The organism is Rhodococcus mengyinensis (assembly GCF_048381435.1).
Lineage (GTDB): Bacteria > Actinomycetota > Actinomycetes > Mycobacteriales > Mycobacteriaceae > Rhodococcus_F > Rhodococcus_F opacus_D.
Map to the genome: position 1 here is coordinate 1 of NZ_JBLWIT010000055.1, position 18,733 is coordinate 18,733.

General features: G+C 66.4%; 15 protein-coding genes. 9 read left to right on the forward strand and 6 right to left on the reverse strand.

The features are described 5' to 3' along the window. The 5 genes from ACNJ7E_RS10835 to ACNJ7E_RS10855 all read right to left on the reverse strand — a co-directional run. Positions 1 to 1,040: cupin domain-containing protein (locus tag ACNJ7E_RS10835; protein WP_418339820.1), on the reverse strand; the 1,040-nt coding region annotated here is incomplete at its 3' end. A gap of 71 nt (positions 1,041 to 1,111) precedes the next feature. Continuing rightward, complete coding sequence (locus tag ACNJ7E_RS10840; RefSeq protein WP_418339821.1) at positions 1,112 to 2,794, reverse strand: (2,3-dihydroxybenzoyl)adenylate synthase; 1,683 nt, start codon at positions 2,792 to 2,794, stop codon at positions 1,112 to 1,114. Beyond that, positions 2,791 to 4,896 (reverse strand): acetate--CoA ligase family protein, encoded by a 2,106-nt coding sequence (locus ACNJ7E_RS10845; RefSeq protein ID WP_418339822.1) that lies wholly within the window; start codon positions 4,894 to 4,896, stop codon positions 2,791 to 2,793. The genes ACNJ7E_RS10840 and ACNJ7E_RS10845 overlap by 4 nt, the downstream gene beginning before the upstream one ends. Further along, complete coding sequence (locus ACNJ7E_RS10850) at positions 4,893 to 6,599, reverse strand: FAD-dependent monooxygenase (protein WP_418339823.1); 1,707 nt, start codon at positions 6,597 to 6,599, stop codon at positions 4,893 to 4,895. The genes ACNJ7E_RS10845 and ACNJ7E_RS10850 overlap by 4 nt, the downstream gene beginning before the upstream one ends. A 92-nt stretch (positions 6,600 to 6,691) precedes the next feature. Next, positions 6,692 to 7,489, reverse strand: coding sequence for a PaaX family transcriptional regulator (locus ACNJ7E_RS10855; protein WP_418339825.1), 798 nt, complete (start codon positions 7,487 to 7,489; stop codon positions 6,692 to 6,694). Between the two features lie 206 nt (positions 7,490 to 7,695). Here ACNJ7E_RS10855 and ACNJ7E_RS10860 point away from each other — a divergent pair, with 206 nt between their 5' ends. The 6 genes from ACNJ7E_RS10860 (at position 7,696) to ACNJ7E_RS10885 (ending at position 15,149) form a co-directional block, all read left to right on the forward strand. Beyond that, positions 7,696 to 9,045, forward strand: a complete 1,350-nt coding sequence (locus tag ACNJ7E_RS10860; RefSeq protein ID WP_418339826.1) for an MFS transporter — start codon at positions 7,696 to 7,698, stop codon at positions 9,043 to 9,045. Between the two features lie 21 nt (positions 9,046 to 9,066). Further along, the gene (locus ACNJ7E_RS10865) at positions 9,067 to 9,798 is read left to right on the forward strand and encodes an alpha/beta fold hydrolase (RefSeq protein ID WP_317570334.1); all 732 of its coding nucleotides are present in this window, start codon (positions 9,067 to 9,069) and stop codon (positions 9,796 to 9,798) included. Positions 9,799 to 9,832: 34 nt separating this feature from the next. Then, positions 9,833 to 10,939: an NAD(P)-dependent alcohol dehydrogenase gene (locus tag ACNJ7E_RS10870; RefSeq protein WP_418339827.1), complete on the forward strand. Its 1,107-nt coding sequence runs from the start codon at positions 9,833 to 9,835 to the stop codon at positions 10,937 to 10,939. 56 nt (positions 10,940 to 10,995) lie between these two features. Then, the gene (locus tag ACNJ7E_RS10875; protein ID WP_418339828.1) at positions 10,996 to 12,441 is read left to right on the forward strand and encodes an aldehyde dehydrogenase family protein; all 1,446 of its coding nucleotides are present in this window, start codon (positions 10,996 to 10,998) and stop codon (positions 12,439 to 12,441) included. A 106-nt stretch (positions 12,442 to 12,547) separates the two neighbouring features. Then, complete coding sequence (locus tag ACNJ7E_RS10880; RefSeq protein WP_418339829.1) at positions 12,548 to 13,861, forward strand: MBL fold metallo-hydrolase; 1,314 nt, start codon at positions 12,548 to 12,550, stop codon at positions 13,859 to 13,861. Between the two features lie 274 nt (positions 13,862 to 14,135). Continuing rightward, positions 14,136 to 15,149, forward strand: coding sequence for an MBL fold metallo-hydrolase (locus tag ACNJ7E_RS10885; protein WP_418339830.1), 1,014 nt, complete (start codon positions 14,136 to 14,138; stop codon positions 15,147 to 15,149). Positions 15,150 to 15,240: 91 nt separating this feature from the next. Here the strand turns inward: ACNJ7E_RS10885 and ACNJ7E_RS10890 are convergent, their stop codons facing one another. After that, on the reverse strand, positions 15,241 to 15,738 hold the full coding sequence (locus tag ACNJ7E_RS10890) for a MarR family winged helix-turn-helix transcriptional regulator (protein ID WP_418339831.1): 498 nt from the start codon (positions 15,736 to 15,738) through the stop codon (positions 15,241 to 15,243). 249 nt (positions 15,739 to 15,987) lie between these two features. Here ACNJ7E_RS10890 and ACNJ7E_RS10895 point away from each other — a divergent pair, with 249 nt between their 5' ends. Genes ACNJ7E_RS10895 through ACNJ7E_RS10905 form a run of 3 tightly spaced genes read left to right on the forward strand, consistent with a single transcriptional unit; the run spans position 15,988 to position 18,613 of the window. Beyond that, positions 15,988 to 17,193, forward strand: coding sequence for a luciferase domain-containing protein (locus ACNJ7E_RS10895; protein WP_418339832.1), 1,206 nt, complete (start codon positions 15,988 to 15,990; stop codon positions 17,191 to 17,193). Between the two features lie 11 nt (positions 17,194 to 17,204). Continuing rightward, on the forward strand, positions 17,205 to 17,825 hold the full coding sequence (locus ACNJ7E_RS10900) for a cysteine hydrolase family protein (RefSeq protein ID WP_009476393.1): 621 nt from the start codon (positions 17,205 to 17,207) through the stop codon (positions 17,823 to 17,825). Then, entirely contained in the window at positions 17,822 to 18,613 is a 792-nt protein-coding gene (locus ACNJ7E_RS10905) for a 2-keto-4-pentenoate hydratase (protein WP_418339833.1), read from the forward strand. The genes ACNJ7E_RS10900 and ACNJ7E_RS10905 overlap by 4 nt, the downstream gene beginning before the upstream one ends. Positions 18,614 to 18,733 lie beyond the last annotated feature (120 nt).

The following is an 18,733-nucleotide window of genomic DNA, read 5'->3' on the forward strand; positions in this document are numbered from 1 at the left end:
CGCTCGACGATGGGGGCGTCGGAGAACGCGAACAGGTCGAACTCGGTGTCGGCCTCGATCGACCACTCCGTCCAGGACGGGACGACGATCATGTCGCCCGTGCCGACCTCACGGCTCTGGCCGTCGAGGACGAACCGGCCGGAACCGTCGAACACCTGGTAGACGGTGGACCCGACGTCGCGGCGGGGCCGGGTGCGGGCGCCGGCGCGCAGGCGGTGGAACTCGGCGCGGATGGTGGGCATCACGTCGCCGCCGGTGGTCGGGTTGGTGTAGCGGACCGCGGCGTGACCGGGTTCGGTGGTCGCCGCGTACCCCTCGTCCTCCAATGCCAGTTGCTCGCGCAGCGCGGCGTCGGTGTGCTCCCACCGGTACGCCGCGATCGGCGAGGACGTCTTCGCGTCCAACCCGACCAGCGGTCGCAGCCCCGGATGCGCCCACAACCGCTCCGACCGCGACACGTCCGGGGTGGAGTCGTCGGTGACGTTCTCGGACCCGAATTCGAAGAACCCGGTGTCGGTGTAATGCACGAACGGGATGTCGAGGCCGTCGATCCAGGCCATCGGCTGATCGGTCTCGTTGTGGTGACCGTGGAAATGCCAACCCGGGGTCAACAAAAAGTCGCCGCGCCGCATCGCCACCGGATCCCCGTTGACGACCGTCCACACCCCCTGACCCTCGACGACGAACCGGAACGCGTTCTGCGCGTGCCGGTGCTCGGGGGCCACCTCCTTCGGGCCGAGGTACTGGATGGCCGCCCACAACGTCGGCGTCACATACGGCACCCCACCCAACCCCGGGTTCGCCAGGGCGATCGCCCGCCGCTCCCCACCGCGGCCGACCGGCACCAGATCCCCGGCCCGCCGCGCCAACGGGTACAGCGTCGACCACTTCCACACGAACGGCACCGCCCGCGACGTCGGCGTCATCGGCATCAGATCACCGAGCTGCGTCCACAACGGATTCAGGTGCTCGGCCTCGAAATCGTGGTAGAGCTGCTTCAGCTCCGGAGCGTCGTCGAGCGAGGGGTCGGGGGTATGCATGAAGGGCTCCTTCGAATGTGGAGACCGAGGATCGGCGACGGCGCCATACACGTCGCCGATCCTCGGAAGTCTTACGACGCGGCGTGTTCCTTCGCGAGGCGTTCGCGAATGTCTTCGCGCATGGCCTTCTTGTCGATCTTTCCGACCTTGGTGGTGGGCATCTGATCGACGATGACGAGCCGCTCGGGGAGTTTGAATCGGGCGACGCCGGCCTCGTTCATGAGGGTGACGACGTCGTCGAGGGTGACGTCGTGGCCGTCGGTCAGCGACAGGTACAGGCACAGCTTTTCACCGAGTTTGGGGTCGGGCATGGCGACGGCGGCGGCCATCTCGACGCCGTCGATCTGATACGCGAAGTTCTCGACTTCCTCGGCGGAAATCTTCTCCCCGCCGCGGTTGATCATGTCCTTGTCGCGGCCGGCGACCACCAGGTTTCCGTCGGGGCGGCGGACGACGATGTCGCCGCTGGCGTACCACCCGTCGGGAGTGAACGCTTTCGCGTTGTGTTCGGGTGCCCGGAAGTAGCCGCGCGGCGTGTAGGGGCCGCGGGTGAGCAGGGCGCCGGGGGTGCCGTCGGGTACCGGTTCGCCGATCTCGTCGACGACGGCGATCTCGTCGGCCTCGCTGACCGGTCGGCCCTGGGTATTGGTGATGACTTCCGGGTCGTCGTCGAGACGGGTCATGTTGATCAGACCCTCGGCCATCCCGAAGACCTGCTGCAGGCGGGCGCCGAGGACGGGTTCGACGCGGGCGGCGAGTTCGTCGGGCATGCGGGATCCGCCCACCTGGAGCACCCGCAGCGTGGTGCCGGTCATGGTGTGATGCTCGCGTTGGTGCTCGATCCAGGTCTGGGCGACGGCGGGAACGACGGTGGCGACGGTGACGCCTTCGGCGTCGATGGTGCGCAGGGCCCGCTCGGGGGCCGGCGACGGCAGCATCACGGTGCGGCCGCCGGCGAACAGCGCACCGAGAATGCCCGGACACGCCAGTGGGAAGTTGTGACTGCTCGGCAGGGTCCCGAGATAAACGGTGTCGGAGTCGAATTCGGTGACATCGTTGCAGCGGAGGACGTTGTAGACGTAGTCGTCGTGGGTGCGGACGATCAGTTTGGGCAGTCCGGTGGTGCCGCCGGAGAGCAGCAGGCAGGCCACGTCGGCGCCGGTCGGTTCGTAGTCGGCGTCGGTGAACCGACCTGGGGTGTCCATGCCGGCGGCGAGCGCGCGCTCGGGTGCGTGCGGCGTCGCGTCGTTCGAGAGTTCTCCGTGGACGAGCACCGTCCGGATGCTGGGTACGTCGGCGGCGACCTGCTGGGCGATCTGGCGCAGGTCGGTATCCCGGTCGGTGTCGGCGACGACGATCGCGGTGGCCTCGGACAGCGACGCCAGGTGAGTGAGTTCGTGCCGGCGGTGCGCGGGCAGCGCCATCACGGGGACGATCCCGGTCCGGAAGCACGCGAGGGTGAGTGCGACGAACTCCCAGCTGTTGGGCAGTTGCAGCACGATCCGGTCACCGGGGGCGATCGACAGGTCGAGCAGGTACTGGGCGCAGGAGGCGGACTTGTCCCACAGTTGCTGGTAGGTCAGGCGGGTGGAGCCGTCGACGAGGGCTTCGTCGTCGGGTCGGCGCTCGACCTGTCCGGCGATGTGGGAGCCGATCGACGTTCCCTGCCAGTACCCGGCCTTGCGGTATTGCTCGGCGACCTCGTCGGGCCAGGGCACGACACCCTCGATGGACAGCGGGGTGCGGGTGCTCATTGCAGCTCTCCTTCGAGTGCGGTGGGCCGGTTCGGCGCCGGGAGGATGACCGCGTCGAGGGCCGTCAGTCCGGTCGGGGTCAGCCGCAGTGGATTGATCTCGATATCGCTGATCTCGGGATGGGCGGCCAGGTAGCCGGCGACGGTGACGGCGAGGTGGGCGAACTCGTCGCGGTTCAGGACGGGGCCGCCGCGCCAGCCGTCGAGCAACGGCGCGCACTGGAGGTCGTCGAGCATGGCGGCGGCCGCGGCGTGGGTGAGGTGGTGGCTGCGGATGGCGACATCGCCGATGGCTTCTGCCGCCGTGCCGCCGAGACCGGCGACGACGATGGGCCCGAACACCGGATCGCGGCGGGCGCCGAGGAACAGGTCCACCCCGGAGGCGGCCATGCTCTCGACCAGATACGCGGGGGCGTTGATGGCGTCGAGTGCGTCGAGCGCGGCGTCGAGGTCCTCCGCGGTGCGGATCCCCAGGTGAACGCCGCCGATCTCCGTCTTGTGCACGACCGTGGCGTCGAGGATCTTCACCGCGACCGGGAGCGTGAGTTCGGTGAGGGCCTGGTGCGCGGCGGCGCGGTCGGTGCAGACGCGCCTCTGGGGTGTGGCGATTCCGAGGGCGTCGAGGAGGTCCTTGGCGGTGGCCTCGTCTGCGGGCAGCGAAAGTGCCGGGGCCGTGGCGGTGGCGGTCGGCCGGGGGTCGGCGGCGCGCAGGTAGCGACTTCGTGCGTCGTGTACCAGCGCACTGATGCCGGTGGCGAGGGCGGTCGGGCTGGGCAGTACCGGGACACCGATCTCTGCGGCCGACGCGGAGGTCTTGCCGACGGCCTCTGCGGGGCCGCCGATGCCGAGGACGACGGGCACGTCGGTGTGTACTCCGGATTCGCGGACGGCGGCGGCGAGATCGATGGCGTCGGGTTCGGCGAGGGCGTAGACCGCGAGGGCGTCGATCCGCGGGTCGGCCGCTGTGGTCGCCAATACGTTGCCGAAGGTGGTGCCGGGCCGACCGGTGTCGACGGGATTGGCCTGGAACGTCAACGGCGGCAGCAGTTCCGACAACCCCGCTTGGGTCGATTCGGTGAGGGTGGGCACCTGCACGTCCTGGGCGAGCAATTCGTCGAGGATCATCAGACCGGGGCCGGCCTGGGCGGTGACGAGGCCGATGCCGGGGGTCGGGGCGGCGGTCAGTCGGGTGTGGCTGAGCACGGCGAGCGCATCGACGAGTTGCCGCTCGGAGTCGACGACCACGGCGCCGGCCTCGGCCAGCAGCGCCCGGGTGGTCTTCCAGGACGTCGCGAGGGCGCCGGTGTGCGATTCGGAGAAGGCGGAGACGTCGCTGCGCCCGACGACGATCGCCACGATCGGCTTCTCGGCAGTGACCTTGCGCACCGCGGCGAGGAGGGCCTGGCCGTCGTCGACGGATTCGACGTGGAGCGCGATGGCGGTGACGGTCGGATCCTCGCTCAGGTATTCGAGTACGTCGACGCTGGTCACGTCGACACTGTTGCCCAGCCCGACCCCGAGTCCGACGCCGACTCCCTGCTCGGAAAGCAGGAACGACAGGGCGTGGTTCATGCCGCCGCTGGCCGCGACGACCGCGACGGTGCCGCGGTTAATGTGTTCGACCGTCGGCACGAAGCTCACGGTGGTGTTTCCCGGGCGGAAGAAGCCGGAGGTGTTGGGACCGAGCAACCGGATCCCGGTCTCGGCAGTGATGTCGGCGAGCTGATTCTGCAGCGCGATACCGTCGGGGCCGGCCTCGGCGAATCCACCGGAGCAGATCAGCGCGGCGCCGACGCCGCAGTCCGCGGCCTCACGCAACGCGGCTGGGGTGGCCGCGGCCGGAATGCAGAGCACGGCGAGGTCGATTGGCGCGCCGTGGGCTTCGGTGGCGGCGGCCAGCGACACGTGGAATCCGTCGCCTGCGCCCTTGGGGTTGATCCCGTACGCGGTCACGGTGCCGTCGCTGCCACGATTGATCGCGTCGAGCATCACCGACCCCAGTTTCCCGGGCGAGGCGGATGCTCCGACGACGGCGATCGAGGTTGGGGCGAACAGTCGGTTCAGTCGTGTGTTCGTCGGCGCGGGAGTGTGTGTCAGTGTCATTTCGCGACCTCGGCGGAGGTGAGGACACGCGGATGCGCGTCGGCGGTGGGTTCGAAGGCGACGGCGTCGGCGCGACCGGACAGGATCAATGTTGCGGCGCAGTCCTGTTCGTCGACAGCGCGCCTGGCGCGCAGAGACGTGGGCTGGTCGACGACGATCACCGGGATGCGATGGGTGAAGCGGATGTGTTCGGCGCACAACACCCGGGAGAGGGCAGTACCTCCGCGGACCGCGACAGCAACCGGTTTCCGCGCACACAGCTCATCGAGTTCGGTGCGGGTGACGACGTCGAGCGAGGTCCGGTCTGCGTCCGGTGCGGTGAAGATCGCCGCCACGTCCGGTTCGCCGGTGGATGTTCCGGCGACCACCGAAGTCGTGCCGTCGCTGAAATGCAGGGAATCGTTGGAGAATTCGGTGATCTGCAGCAGCCGGGACCCGAGCGTGACGGCTCCGATGGTCAGCGTGGTATCCAGGGGCGTGGCACCGTGCTGGGTGTTCCAGGCGCGCTCGGCGTCGGAGACGAACCGGGGGTCGCGCACGCGCATCTTCTCGGCCGAGATGGCGCGGCTGAAGAAGTGGAATCCGAACTGCCACGGTTCGAGTGCGCGGTAGTACTCCCCGAAGTGGTCCCACCAGGACAGGCTCGGCATCGCCGAGTCCTGGATCTTCGCGACCTGCGGGCGACGGATGTCCTCGAACGCGGCCAGGGCGGCATCGAGGTCGCCGCGATGATCGGCGACGGTCTGGGCGAGGACGGCGGCATCTTCCATGGCCATCTTGGTGCCGGAGCCGACCGAGAAGTGGGCGGTGTGCACGGCGTCGCCGAGGACGACCACGGGGGTGCCCTGCGCGGCGCGGGTGTGCCAGCGGCGGGTGCGGCGGGTACGGAAGTTCGCCCACCGAGAGTTGTTCGCCACCAACGAGTGGCCGTCGATCTGATCGGCGAACAGTTCCTCGAGGTAACGCTGGGACACCAGGTCCGACTGCCCGGGCGGGGTGGACATGTCGAAGCCGTCCAGGCCCGCACGGCGCCAGGTGGCCTCGTCGGTTTCGACGATGAACGTGCTCAGGTCGGAGCCGATCGGGTAGGCGTGCACGGCGAAATTGCCGTGCTCGGACTGCTTGTGCAGGAAGGTCAGTCCGTCGAACTGGAACGTGGTGCCGAACCAGATGAACTTGACCGCGGCCTCGTCTACCGAATGCCCGAGCTCGTCGACGAAACGTTCCCGCGACGCAGAGTTCGCGCCGTCGGCGGCGATGATCAGGTCGTACTCACCGCCGGCGTCGAGCGCGTCGACATCCACGGTGGTCGAAAAATGAAGGCGCGCGCCCAGTTCGGTCGCGCGGTCCTGCAGTGCTCCGAGCAGGACCCGTCGGTGCACGGCGGACATTCCGTTGCCGCCGGCGGATGTGGTCACACCCTTGCCGCGCACCTCGATGGTGTCCCAGTGCCGGCCGTGCTCGGCCAGAGCGTCCCGCAGTACGGGATCGATCCGGTCGACGTTGTCGAGCGTCGCGTCGGAGAACACGACCCCGAACCCGAAGACGTCGGATTCGTTGTTGCGTTCGAAGACGTCGATCGTCGAGCCCGGCACGGTCTGCGCCAACGCGATGGCGGAGAACAATCCGCCCGGTCCACCGCCGATGCAGGCGACGCGCAGCGGTGCTGCGCCAGGCGACGAATTCTGATCTGGGATGGACATCAATGTCGGCCCCTCATGTGACTGTGGCCCGGATCTCGGGCGAACTCTCACTCGATTATGTGACACATTACGCCGGATAGTCAATGGGACTGTTACATGTTTTCGGAAATCTGGGCGACGAAACCCTCCGCACCTGCACGAAGGGTGTCGTGGCACTCGGTGAACACCTCGTGGGCGACTCGGCCGCGCCAGCCCGGCGGCAGCAGCGATTCGGGCAGGTCGGGGTCGCGGAACGGGTACTTCCGGTACTCCTGAATCAGGTGCATCCGCTCGACAAGGGCCTCGCGTCCGCCCAGGCCCCGGCGGTAGCGCGCGAGCCTGGGCTGGAACTCCTCGATGAACCCCTGGTAGTCGGCGCCGAGCTCACGCAAGTCCCAGCACCGTTCCGCGATGAGTCGGTCGCTCGGAAGCCCCGCCGTCTGACTGCGCAGGAACTGGATGTGCAGTTCGTCGTCACCGGAAAGCATTTCGCGCAGCTGCTTCTCTCGGTCGTGCGGCGAGAACCATGCGGTGCCGCCGTGATGCCCGAACCCCCACCACGTCAGTGCCGTTTCGATGCGTTTGCGCCGCTCGCGGCTCAGGTCGGACTCGTCGACGAGCGCCTGCGTCCAGGTGCGGTCCCAGTCGTCGAAGTGCCGCTCGAATATGCGGGCACGGCCGTCGTCGAGCAGGTGCCAGCTCTTGTCGTTGAGCAGGTACGACACCTCGCGCCCGTTCTTCGCCGAGTCGAACCACCCGTCCTTGCGCAGCCGCGTCATCACCATCCGCACGGTGGCCGGCTCGACGTCGAACACGCCCATCAGCTCGGTCAGGGCGCCGAGCTTGGCGGCCCCGCCGGTGTAGCGGAAGTACTCGCCGTACAGATCGAACACGAGTGCCCGTGGTCGCATGTCTGCCATCCCTTCGCCCGCGATCGATCCGTTCGACCAGCAATATGTGTCATTGGTATTGACTTCAGGGGCAATTATGTCACATAGTGACTGTGCTCACATAGTCTTCTCGCGGTCGTCCCACCGACCACGAACCGCCCGACGTCACGCAAGTGTGTCGGACTCCCCCATCACCTCCAGACACCCACCCGCAACGGAGGAAACAGGTGACCCCCCTGACCTCGGCCACGAACGCCGGTTCCACCCGGCGTTCGAGCGCCTCGATCGTCGCCCTCTGCTTCGTCATCATCGTCTACGACGGCTACGACCTGGTTGTCTACGGCGCCACCGTTCCGTCACTCCTCGCCTACGAACCCTGGCACCTCAACGCCAGCCAGATCGGTGCGATCGGGAGCTACGCGCTCGTCGGCATGCTGCTCGGCGCCCTGTTGTCGGGGTGGCTGGCCTCGCGGGTCGGCGCCCGCGCCATCGTGCTCGGCTCGCTGATCTCCTTCTCGGTGATCATGGGCCTCACCGCGCTCGCGCCCAACCCCGAGGTGTTCGGCCTGCTGCGATTCCTCGGAGGTCTCGGCCTCGGTGGTGTCGTCCCCACCGTCATCGCACTGACCGTCGAGTACTCCCCACCGTCGCGCCGGCAGTTCAACAACGCACTGATGTACAGCGGCTACTCCGTCGGGGGGATGCTCTCCGCCCTCGCAGCGCTGGCCTTGCTTCCGGAGAACAGTTTCCGAATCATGTACGCCCTCGGCCTGTTGCCGTTGGTCACCATCGTGCCCCTGGCATGGCGGTACCTTCCCGAATCCGCGGCGTTCCTGGCCGGCAAGGGCCGAATCATCGAAGCGCGGGCGCTCGCCGACAAGTTCGGGATCGACCTCCCCGCGCCGTCGGCCACCACGTCGAACGGCAGTATGTCGGCGCTGATGACCGGGCCTCGCCGGATCCCCCTGCTCCTTCTCGTCGTCGCCTCGTTCTGCGGCCTGCTTCTGGTCTACGGGGTCAACACCTGGTTGCCGAACATCATGCGCCAGTCGGGCTACTCGCTGGGTAGCTCGCTGAGTTTCCTGCTGGTGCTCAACCTCGGAGCCATCGTCGGCGCACTCGCTGCCTCGAGAGCCGCTGACCGATTCGGCAGCAAACCGGTGACCGTCACGTCATTCCTGCTCGCCGTGGTAGCCATCCTCGCCCTGGGAACAGGACTGCCGGTGTCTGCAGCCATGGCCGTGGTCGCCGTCGCCGGGCTCGGCACCGTCGGTACACAGATCCTCGTCAACGGCTACGTCGCGACATATTTCGGTGAGAACGAGCGCACCGCGGCTCTGGGCCTCTCACTCGGACTCGGCCGGGTCGGCGCCATCGTCGGGCCGATCCTCGGCGGTTGGATCGCCTCCTCCGCGCTCGGCGTCGAGTGGAACTTCTACGCATTCGCAGCCTTCGCCGCGCTCGGCTGCCTCGCGGTCGCGCTGGTCAGCCGATCGGCTGCAAGCACACCGCACCCGTCGAGCGCCGTTCCCGCCACCTCGCAGCTCACGGCCTCGGCATCGTCGGAACGACTCTGACACCCCTCGATTGGAGACACCATGTCCACAACCTTCGTCCTCGTCCACGGCGCTTGTCACGCCGGCTGGTCCTGGCGTCCCGTGGCCGGCTATCTGCGCGCTCAGGGACATCGCGTGTACACGCCGACCCTGCCCGGACTCGGCACCGAAGACACGAAAGCCGACATCCACCTCGCCGACTCGGTCGATTACCTGGTCGACTACGTCGAGAAGCGGGACCTCACCGACATCGTCCTCGTCGGCCACAGCTGGGGCGGCTTCCCCGTCTCCGGCGCCTCCATCCGACTCGCGACACGCATCTCCCGGTTGGTCTACTGGAGCGCGTTCGTTCCCCAGACCGGAGAGTCGCTGATCGATCTGTGCCCGCCCGCCTACGGCGACATGTTCCGCGCCTCGGCGGCAGCCTCCACCGACAACTCGGTGACGTTCCCGTTCGAAGTGTTCTGCGCCGCCTTCATGCAGGACGCATCCCCCGAGACCCAACGCATCGTCTACCCACTGCTCGAAAGCCAACCGTTCCACACCATGAACGAGTCCCTCGACCTCGACGAGTGGGAACGGCTCCAACTGCCCTCTAGCTACGTGCTGTCCAAGGATGACCTCGCCCTGCCGCCCGGGGAATTCGGTTGGGCCCCTCGCTTCACCGAACGGCTTCCAGGCGCACCCGTGATCTACACCCCTGGCAGCCACGAATCCCAGCTCACCCAGCCGGAGCCACTCGCCGCCGCCCTCGTCGAGGCCGCAGCGAGCTGACCGGATAGCCGTTCATTCCGAGAGAAGAGAGTTCATGACCACGACCGTCACCGCCGCCGTCGCCCGCACCACCGGCGAACCACTCACCATCGAGCAACTGCAGCTCGACGGGCTGCGTTCGAACGAGGTGCGGGTGCGGATGGTCGCCACCGGCATCTGTCACACCGACGCCATCGTGCGCGACGGGATCTACCCCACCCCTCTCCCCGCCGTCCTCGGCCACGAGGGCGCCGGCGTCGTCGAGGCGATCGGCGACGAGATCACCACCGTGGATGTGGGCGATCACGTCGTCCTGTCCGCCGCCTACTGCGGGCACTGCAGGCAGTGCCGATCCGGACGAATGGCATACTGCGAGAACCTCTTCGAAGAAGACTTCGGCGGACACCGACACGACGGCACGACCGCACTATCGGTGGACGGCGCACCGATCTCCTCCCACTTCTTCGGCCAATCCTCGTTCGCCACGTACGCCAACGTCGTCGAGACCAGCGTCGTCAAGGTCGACCGCGACGCACCCCTGGCCACCCTCGCCCCGCTCGGCTGCGGCCTGCAGACCGGCGCCGGCGCCGTCCTCAACGACCTGCGCCCCGAACCCGGAACGTCACTGGTGGTGTTCGGGACCGGCGCGGTGGGTTCGGCCGCGATCATGGCAGCCCGCGTCGCCGGATGCACCACCGTGATCGCCGTCGACCTCCACGATTCCCGGCTCGAGCTCGCCCAGCAGATCGGCGCCACGCACACCGTCAACGCCGGCACCGTCGATGTCGTCGACGAACTGAAGAAGATCACCAACGGGGACGGCGTCGACTACGCCATCGACACCACCGCGGTACCGGCGGTGCTGCGCCAAGCCGCCGACTCCCTCGGAATTCGAGGAACACTGGCCCTCGTCGGGGCGGCCGCCCCCGGCACCGAGGTGAACTTCGAGATCGGCGCGTCGCTGGTCAAGGGGTGGACGTTCAAGACGATCATCCAGGGCAGTTCGGTGCCCCAGGTGTTCATCCCCCGATTGGTCGAACTGTGGAAACAGGGCAGATTCCCGTTCGACAAGCTGATCCGCACCTACTCCCTCGCCGACATCAACACCGCGTTCGCCGACTCCGCGGACGGGTCGACGATCAAGCCAGTTGTCGTGTTCTGAGCACACCTCCGCACCGGCAAACCACAATCCCCGCAACCAGCCAAGGAGCAAATCTCATGACCACCACCCACGATGTCCTCTCGATCGGCCACCTCATCGGCCACACCCTGACCGACGTCGACAACTACGACGAGGTCCGTGACCCGGGCTGCCTCGACGACATCGTCGCCCGCGTCGCAGTCGGCACCCCCGCCGATGTGAACCAGGCGGTGGAACTGGCGCACCGCGCGTTCACGTCGTGGAGGAACGTCCCACCCGCCGAGCGGGCTCAGCTGTTGCTCCGCGCCGCAGACGTGCTCGCCGGCTGCGCGGAGGATCTCGCGCCGCTGCTCGTCCGCGAGCACGGCGGTGTGCTGTGGGAAGCTCAGACCGACTTCGCCCTCGGCACCGGTGTTCTCCAGCACACCGCGAGTCTCGTCGACGGGTTCTTCACACCCGTCCAGTACGACGACGAGCAGAGCTTCATCAGCATCGAACGGGTTCCCCGCGGCGTCGTCGCGGCAGTGGTTCCATGGAACATGCCCGTGGTGCTGACCATGATGAAGCTCGCGCCCGCGCTCGCCACAGGCAACACCATCGTGCTCAAGCCGTCCCCGTTCGCACCCGCCGCGCTGACCCTCGCCCTGCAGCGCATCGCGCAACAACTTCCCGAGGGTGTGGTCAACGTCGTCCACGGAAACGCGGACGTCGGACAGGCACTCACTTCCCATCCGCTGGTGCGCAAGGTCGGCTTCACCGGCGGCACCGCCACCGCCCGGCACGTCATGGCCTCGGCCGCAGGCACGATCAAGAACCTGACCCTCGAACTCGGAGGCAACGACCCGGCGGTCGTCCTCGACGATGTCGACATCGATGCCGCGCTGGACCGGATGCTCAAGGGTGTGTTCACCCGATCCGGGCAGATCTGCTTCGCGGTCAAGCGCATCTACGTACCCCGCTCGCTGTACGGCACCTTCGCCGACGCCTTCTGCGAACGAGTCGACCAGTACGCCGTCGGACACGGCTTGGACGAGAACGCAAGCTTCGGCCCCCTCAACAACAAGGCACAATTCGACAGTGTCACGAACTTGATCGAGGGCACAAAAAACTCCTCCGCGAAGATCGTGCAGCTCGGAAAGAAACTCGACTCCGCGGGCGACGGGTACTACGTACTCCCCCACGTCGTACGGGACGTCGAACACTCGGCGCCGATCAGCAGCTGCGAGCAGTTCGGCCCCGTGATCCCCCTCATCGCCTACGACGACGAGGCCCAGGTAATCGAGTGGGCGAACGACTCCGAATACGGACTCGGCTCCTCGGTATGGACGACCGATATCGATCGGGGACTTGCCATCGCGCGTCAGATCGAGGCCGGCAGTACGTTCATCAACTCGCACGCATTCGAATCCCTCGACCTGCGCATGCCTTTCGGCGGCGTCAAGCAGAGCGGTATCGGACGGGAGTTCGGCGAAGCGGGCATGAGCGAGTACGTCGAGGACCACGCGATCCGCGTCGTGAAGTAACCGGCCCAAGGTGTGGCGGTGCGTTCGTCATCACGCGCACCGCCACACTCGGCACTCTTGCATCCGCCGGTTCCGTGGTCGCTCCACTGCTGCACACGGGCGGCAAATGGACCGGGCCGAGCCCGGCACCCGCATGACAACTCCGGACCATGAGGCACTCACCGCGCACCAACGTCCACGTGGGCAACAGGAAAGGCTGATTTCGTTGTGTGACATAGTTGCAGGACTCGAATCCAGGGGAATCTCGCGCAGGAGGATTCTTGCCAGCCTGGCGATCGGCGCTGCGGCGACCGCCACTGCGGCAGCATGCTCGTCCGATCCCGACACCGGTGGTGGCGACGTCGCGCTCGACGCACGCCCCTACGGTCCCGAGCCCTATGCCAATCAGCGCACGCGCCTCATTCTCCTCGGCACATCGGGCGGGCCACCGTACTGGCCTGGCGGAACTCGTGAAGGTATTGCATCCGCAGTTGTGGTCGACGATCGGTTCTATCTCATCGACGCCGGCCACGGGGTGATGCGTCAGCTCCGAAACGCCAAGCTGGGTAGGAACTACGACACGGATTTCGATGGTCCCCTCGATGTACTGGCCGGAGTGTTCCTTACTCACCTCCATTCCGACCACATCGTCGACCTCAATAACATTCTCAGTGAGGGAATGTACAACGGTCTCCAGTTCGTGAACCGAATCCCTATCTGGGGGCCAGGAAACCGCGGACAGGTTCCACCGTTCTTCGGCGGTGGTACGCCCCCGACTCCGGTCAACCCGGAAAATCCCACGCCCGGTACTCGCGAGATGACCGACTTGCTGGTGCAAGCCTTCGCCGCCGATTTCAACGACAGGCTGTTCGACAACGCCAAGCCGCGGCCGGAACAGATGTGGGAGGCGAAAGACGTCCCCGTCCCCGCGCAGTATCTGTCCGATCCGAATGGGCAACCTTGCCCGGAGATGGATCCCTTCGTCTTCTTCGAAGATGATCACGTCAAGGTGTCCGCAACACTCGTCAACCATGCGCCGGTCTTCCCAGCCCTGGCGTACCGCTTCGACACCCCCGACGGCTCGATCGTCTTCTCGGGTGACACCGGAAAGAATCCCAACCTGGTGCCGTTGGCCAAGAACGCCGACGTCCTCGTCCATGAGGTGATCGATAAGTCCTGGCCGGAATCGCTCTTCCCTGAGCCCCGGGACGCGAAGCAGGAATCGATATTCCAACACCTGATCAACGCTCATACCCTCGTCGAGGACGTCGGACGGGTCGCGCAGGAGGCGAACGTGAAGACGTTGGCACTCTCCCACATCGTCCCGGGAAACGGGGCGGACGAGCGATTCGAAGCGGCCAAGGACGGTTTCGACGGCAAGCTGATCATCGGCCGGGACCTGGATGTGATCGGCGTGGGCGCGCCCCGAAGCGGGGGCTGACGACCAGCGCCGGAAACCAATCCCTCCCTGATCCCTGTCCGAGACAGTGTAATCGCCCGGCCCCACGCGCCCATCGATTGGAACAAACTCAATGTGCAATACCGCCGGTCCACTCGCCGGAATCTCCCGGCGCTCCTTCGTCCAGGCAGCACTTGCCATGTCCGGTGCCGCCGTAGCATCCACCACTCTCAGTGGATGCACGGAGAATGGTGACGTAGCCGCAGCGGGACCGGCCGGTTCCTCGAGCAGTGCAGCGGACTTTCGGACACGACTCGTGTTGCTGGGGACCGCCGCCGGCCGGACCTGGTGGGGCGGCTCGGAGCGGAAGGGGATATCTACCGCTGTCGTGGTCGAAAACTCGGTGTACCTGGTCGATTTCGGGGAAGGATGGGCGAGGCGGTATCTCCAGGCCGGGCTAGGGAGACAGGAGGAGTTCCACGGCCTCGAGCGGCTCGAGGCAGCCTTCGTTACCCATCTTCATTCCGACCACATCGTCGACTACCCGAATATCCTTACCTTCGGGTCATCCGACGGCCTGGCGAACCGGCCAAAGCCACTTCAGGTCTTCGGCCCGGGACCCCGCCCCTCACTCGTACCGCTCGGCAACTCCGACGCTCCGGAGCCTCCTGTTCTGAATGCGTCGAACCCGACGCCAGGTCTGCGCGATACCACCGAATACCTCTACCAGGCGTTCGCGAACGATCTGAACGACAATATGCGGGACAGCCTCAAGCCGGACCCTTACTCGCTGATCACCGTTCACGATATCGAACTTCCGGTTGGTGTCGCCGTCGATCCGAACATCGATGTGGCACCGCGCATGTCACCGTTCCCTGTGTTCGAGGACGAACGGGTGCGAGTCAGTGCCACGCTGGTCGATCACGCACCGGTGTTTCCTGCCTTTGCCTTCCGCTTCGATACCGCCGACGGATCGGTTGTAGTGTCCGGAGATACGAACGCATGTGACAATCTTGTCGAGCTTGCGAGGGGCGCGGACATGCTCGTCCATGAGGTGATCGACATTGCGTGGGTGAAAGGACTCTTTCCCGATCCGCCCAGCCCAGCGCAGCAAGCGAAGATCGAGCACCTCGTCAACTCGCACACACCGATCGAGGACGTCGGGAAAGTGGCTGAGCGAGCGGGCGTGCGGACGCTCGTGCTCACCCACCTGGCACCTGCGGACAATCCGCCTGAACGGTGGCTCGAAGCGAAGAACGACTTCTCAGGCGAGATACTCGTCGGAGAAGACTTGATGGAACTCGGCGTCGGCGTCGCACGGAGGAATTGATTCCGGCGTCGCCGCTTCTGTATCGAACTCTGGTTGATGCCACTTCCGAGTGCTCCGGTCGAATCGCATCGCACTTCACCGCGCCGGCGCATCACCGGCGGTATCCGCCGGGGTTGTAAAGCCCGGTCATCCGTCCCTCTGGATCGAGTTGCGTCAACAAAGCTTCACCGATCCGGCGGAGTTGGGTCAGCTGTGCTGGCGTCAACGGGTCGAGGACGTTGCGGCGCACGGTACGGACGTGTCCGGGCGCGGCGGCGACGACCTCATCCCATCCTGCCGTCGTAAGTCGCGCATTGCTCGCCCGGCCGTCCTCGGGGCACGGGATTCGCTCCACTAATCCTCTCTCCTCCAATCGTCGGACGACGTGGGACAGTCGGGGCAAAGTTGCGCTGGTGCGTTGGGCCAGCGAGGTCATCCGCAGGGTGTGGTCGGTTGCCTCGGACAGCATGGCGAGTACGAAGTACTCGAAGTGGGTGATGCCTGCGTCTCGTCGCAATTGCGAGTCCAGGACGCCGGGTAGCAGTTCGACGACGGCGACCAATCGGAGCCACGTTGCCCGTTCATCCGCGTTCAACCATCTCGTTTCCACTCCCGGAGCCTACCTCTATTACTTGACACGACAACTAAATCAACTAGGCTTTACTTGAAGCATCAACCATGCTTGTGTGCGGCAAGATTTTCTCGTCGTCGGCATCTCCGCCGTCGGTTGCAGCGCCGTCACCAGGCAACAGCTGTTCCGTGTGCGAAAGAAAGCCCTGTAACGACAGTTCGCCAGTATCGCCCGGAACGACCAACTAGAAGGTGGACACCCAGTGACCGTCGACGACATAGGGCAATCATGAGCGCAGTGGCCTTCGGCCAACCCGTCACCGCCACGTACGGCTCCGCCGACCCGGCCGCGCCGTTGGTCGTGCTCCTCCACGGCCGTGGGTCGAACGAGCGCGAAATCCTCTTGCTGGCACCCCACTTGCCGGAAGGCGTCGCCTACGCCGCGGTGCGCGCCCCACTTGCCGAGGGATCTGGGTTCGCCTGGTTTGCCAATCGTGGGATCGGCCGGCCTGTTGCGGCCTCTCTCGCAGTGTCCATGAAGTGGTTCCGGAGCTGGCTCGACTCCGTCGCGCCGATCGGGCGTCCGGTGATTCTCGTCGGTTTCAGCGGCGGAGCGGCCTTCGCCGGCGGCCTGATCCTCGACCACCCTGCCCGCTTCACCGGCGCGGCTGTCCTGTACGGGACACTGCCCTTCGACGCGGGCCTTTCGGTGGAGCCGGCCCGTCTCGCTCACCTTCCGGTCTTCGTCGCCCAAGGGGATCAGGACCATGTCATCCCGGCCGAGCTGCTCGAGCGCACCTGGAATTACCTACTCAGCGAGTCCGGTGCACCCACAGAAGCGCACCGCGACCCCGGCGGACATGGGCTGTCCGAGACCGTGGTGTCGGCTCTGGGCGAATGGATTGCGCATCGACTGCGCTTCGTGAAGCACCAACACGTGCCTTCCGGCGGCCCGCGAGCCGGTGTCCACTGGCCGACCGTCCCGGGCGGTCGGCTACCGGAACGTCGTGGCCCCCACCCGCGTGTTTCGTGGTCGATCCCGCAGCAGCAGAGCACTGACATTGCCCCCGTCGATCTGCAGGAACGTTTGCTGGCGCACGTCCGCGAGATGGCCGGCGTCACCGTCGGTGCCTCACACATCTCGGTCCCCGGAGCAGTCGGATTCAGTCTCGAAGACCGAGGGCCCGACGAGCAGGCGTATCTCGTTCCGTCGGCAGGTGAGTTCGCGCATCTGCACCCGCAGTACGACGGCTCGTTGCACCTGACGCTGCCGGCCGCCCTCGCGGCCGACCTCGTGGCCCATGGGTGGGGGCGGATGCACCCGTGGGCGGGAACCCGGCTGTCGCCCGGCTTCGTGATGGTCTACGGACCCCGCGACGACGACGAGCTCGCAACAATCGAGGGCGTCGTCGCGGCAAGCCATGCCTACGCCACCGGTCGGCTCATCGACTCGCCTTCCTCGGAGAGCCTCCCCTTGCCGAGCCGCATCCAATAGAGAGACGCCTCATGACCAACCTCACGCTCGACCTGGACCGCACCGCACTCGTCCTGATCGACCTTCAAAACGACAACGTTCACCGGGACGGCGCGTACGCGTCCTTCGGCGCCGCCGCACACGCGGAGGAACAACAACTCCTCACCCACGTCGGCGAGTTGCTGGACTGGGCTCGAACGAAATCCGTACCCGTAGTCCACAACCACATCGTGTCGTTTCCGGGTCGCCCCTTCGGCGGCCGCAACGCCCCGATCTTCCGGATGATCGGTCCGGACTCACTCCGCCTCGGCTCGTGGGGCGCCCAGGCGCTGGACGGACTCGAGGCTCGGGACGACGAGCCCGTACTGTTGCGTAACCGGATGAGCTGCTTCAACGGGACACCGCTCGACAGTCTGCTGCGAAACCTCGGCGTCACCGACGTCGTCGTCTCGGGCGTGTGGACGAACATGGCCGTAGAGCACACCATCCGCGACGCAGCCGACCACGGTTACCGCGCAATCCTCCCTGCCGACGCCACGTCGAGCCTGAGCGCAGACTGGCAAGCTGCGGCGGTCGGCTACGCCCTGACGAACATCGCGGAGATCGTCACCACAGCCGATGTCATTGCGGAACAACGCGACGAGACTGCATGAGCCGCGACTCCATCTGGACTGTCGAGACGGCAGCCGACGTTCTCCTCGAGGCCGAGGCAACTCGCACCGATCGACACCCCATCACCGACGACTGGGCTGCGCTCGACCTCGAGACCGCCTACCAAGTGCAGGACCGACTGATCGCCCGCAAGCTGGCACTGGGTGAGAAACTTGTCGGCGTCAAACTCGGCCTCACGTCCCGCGCGAAGCAGCAGCGGATGGGCATCAGCTCGCCACTCACCGCATGGCTCACCGATGGCATGGTTCTCGCAGCAGGGGCACCGGTTCCGACCCACGAACTCATCCACCCCCGCGTCGAGCCCGAGATCGTCTTCGTCCTCGGCGAGAAGCTGGAAGGCCCAGGTGTGACTGCGGCGTCCGCGATGGCCGCTGTGCGGTCCGTGTATGCCGGTGTCGAGGTGATCGACAGTCGCTACACCGACTTCCGTTTCACCCTGCCGGACGTCGTTGCCGACAACGCCTCATCAGCGAGATTCGTACGTGGCGAGATTGAACGCCACCCCGCCGACCTAGACCTCGCCCTCGAAACATGCGTGCTGTCAGTGAATGGTGTCGTCGTCGACACCGCTACCGGCGCCGCCGTCCAAGGTCACCCCGCCGAGGCGCTTGCCCTCGCAGCAAACGCTCTCGCCGCACGCGGTCTCGCACTCGAAGCGGGCTGGATTGTCCTCACCGGTGGAATGACCGACGCCGTCTGCGTCGAACCCGGGCAACAGATCCTCGCCGAGTTCACCAACCTCGGTGCGATCACCATCGCCGGCGCCTGACACAAGGGACATGCGGAGCCCCGCTGTGAGGACGCCCCGTCGTCGATCAGGCCCACCGCGTCCTTCGGATTACCGGCGGTCGTGGCGCGGCGGCGCTGTACCGCCTCCTGATGCCCTGAA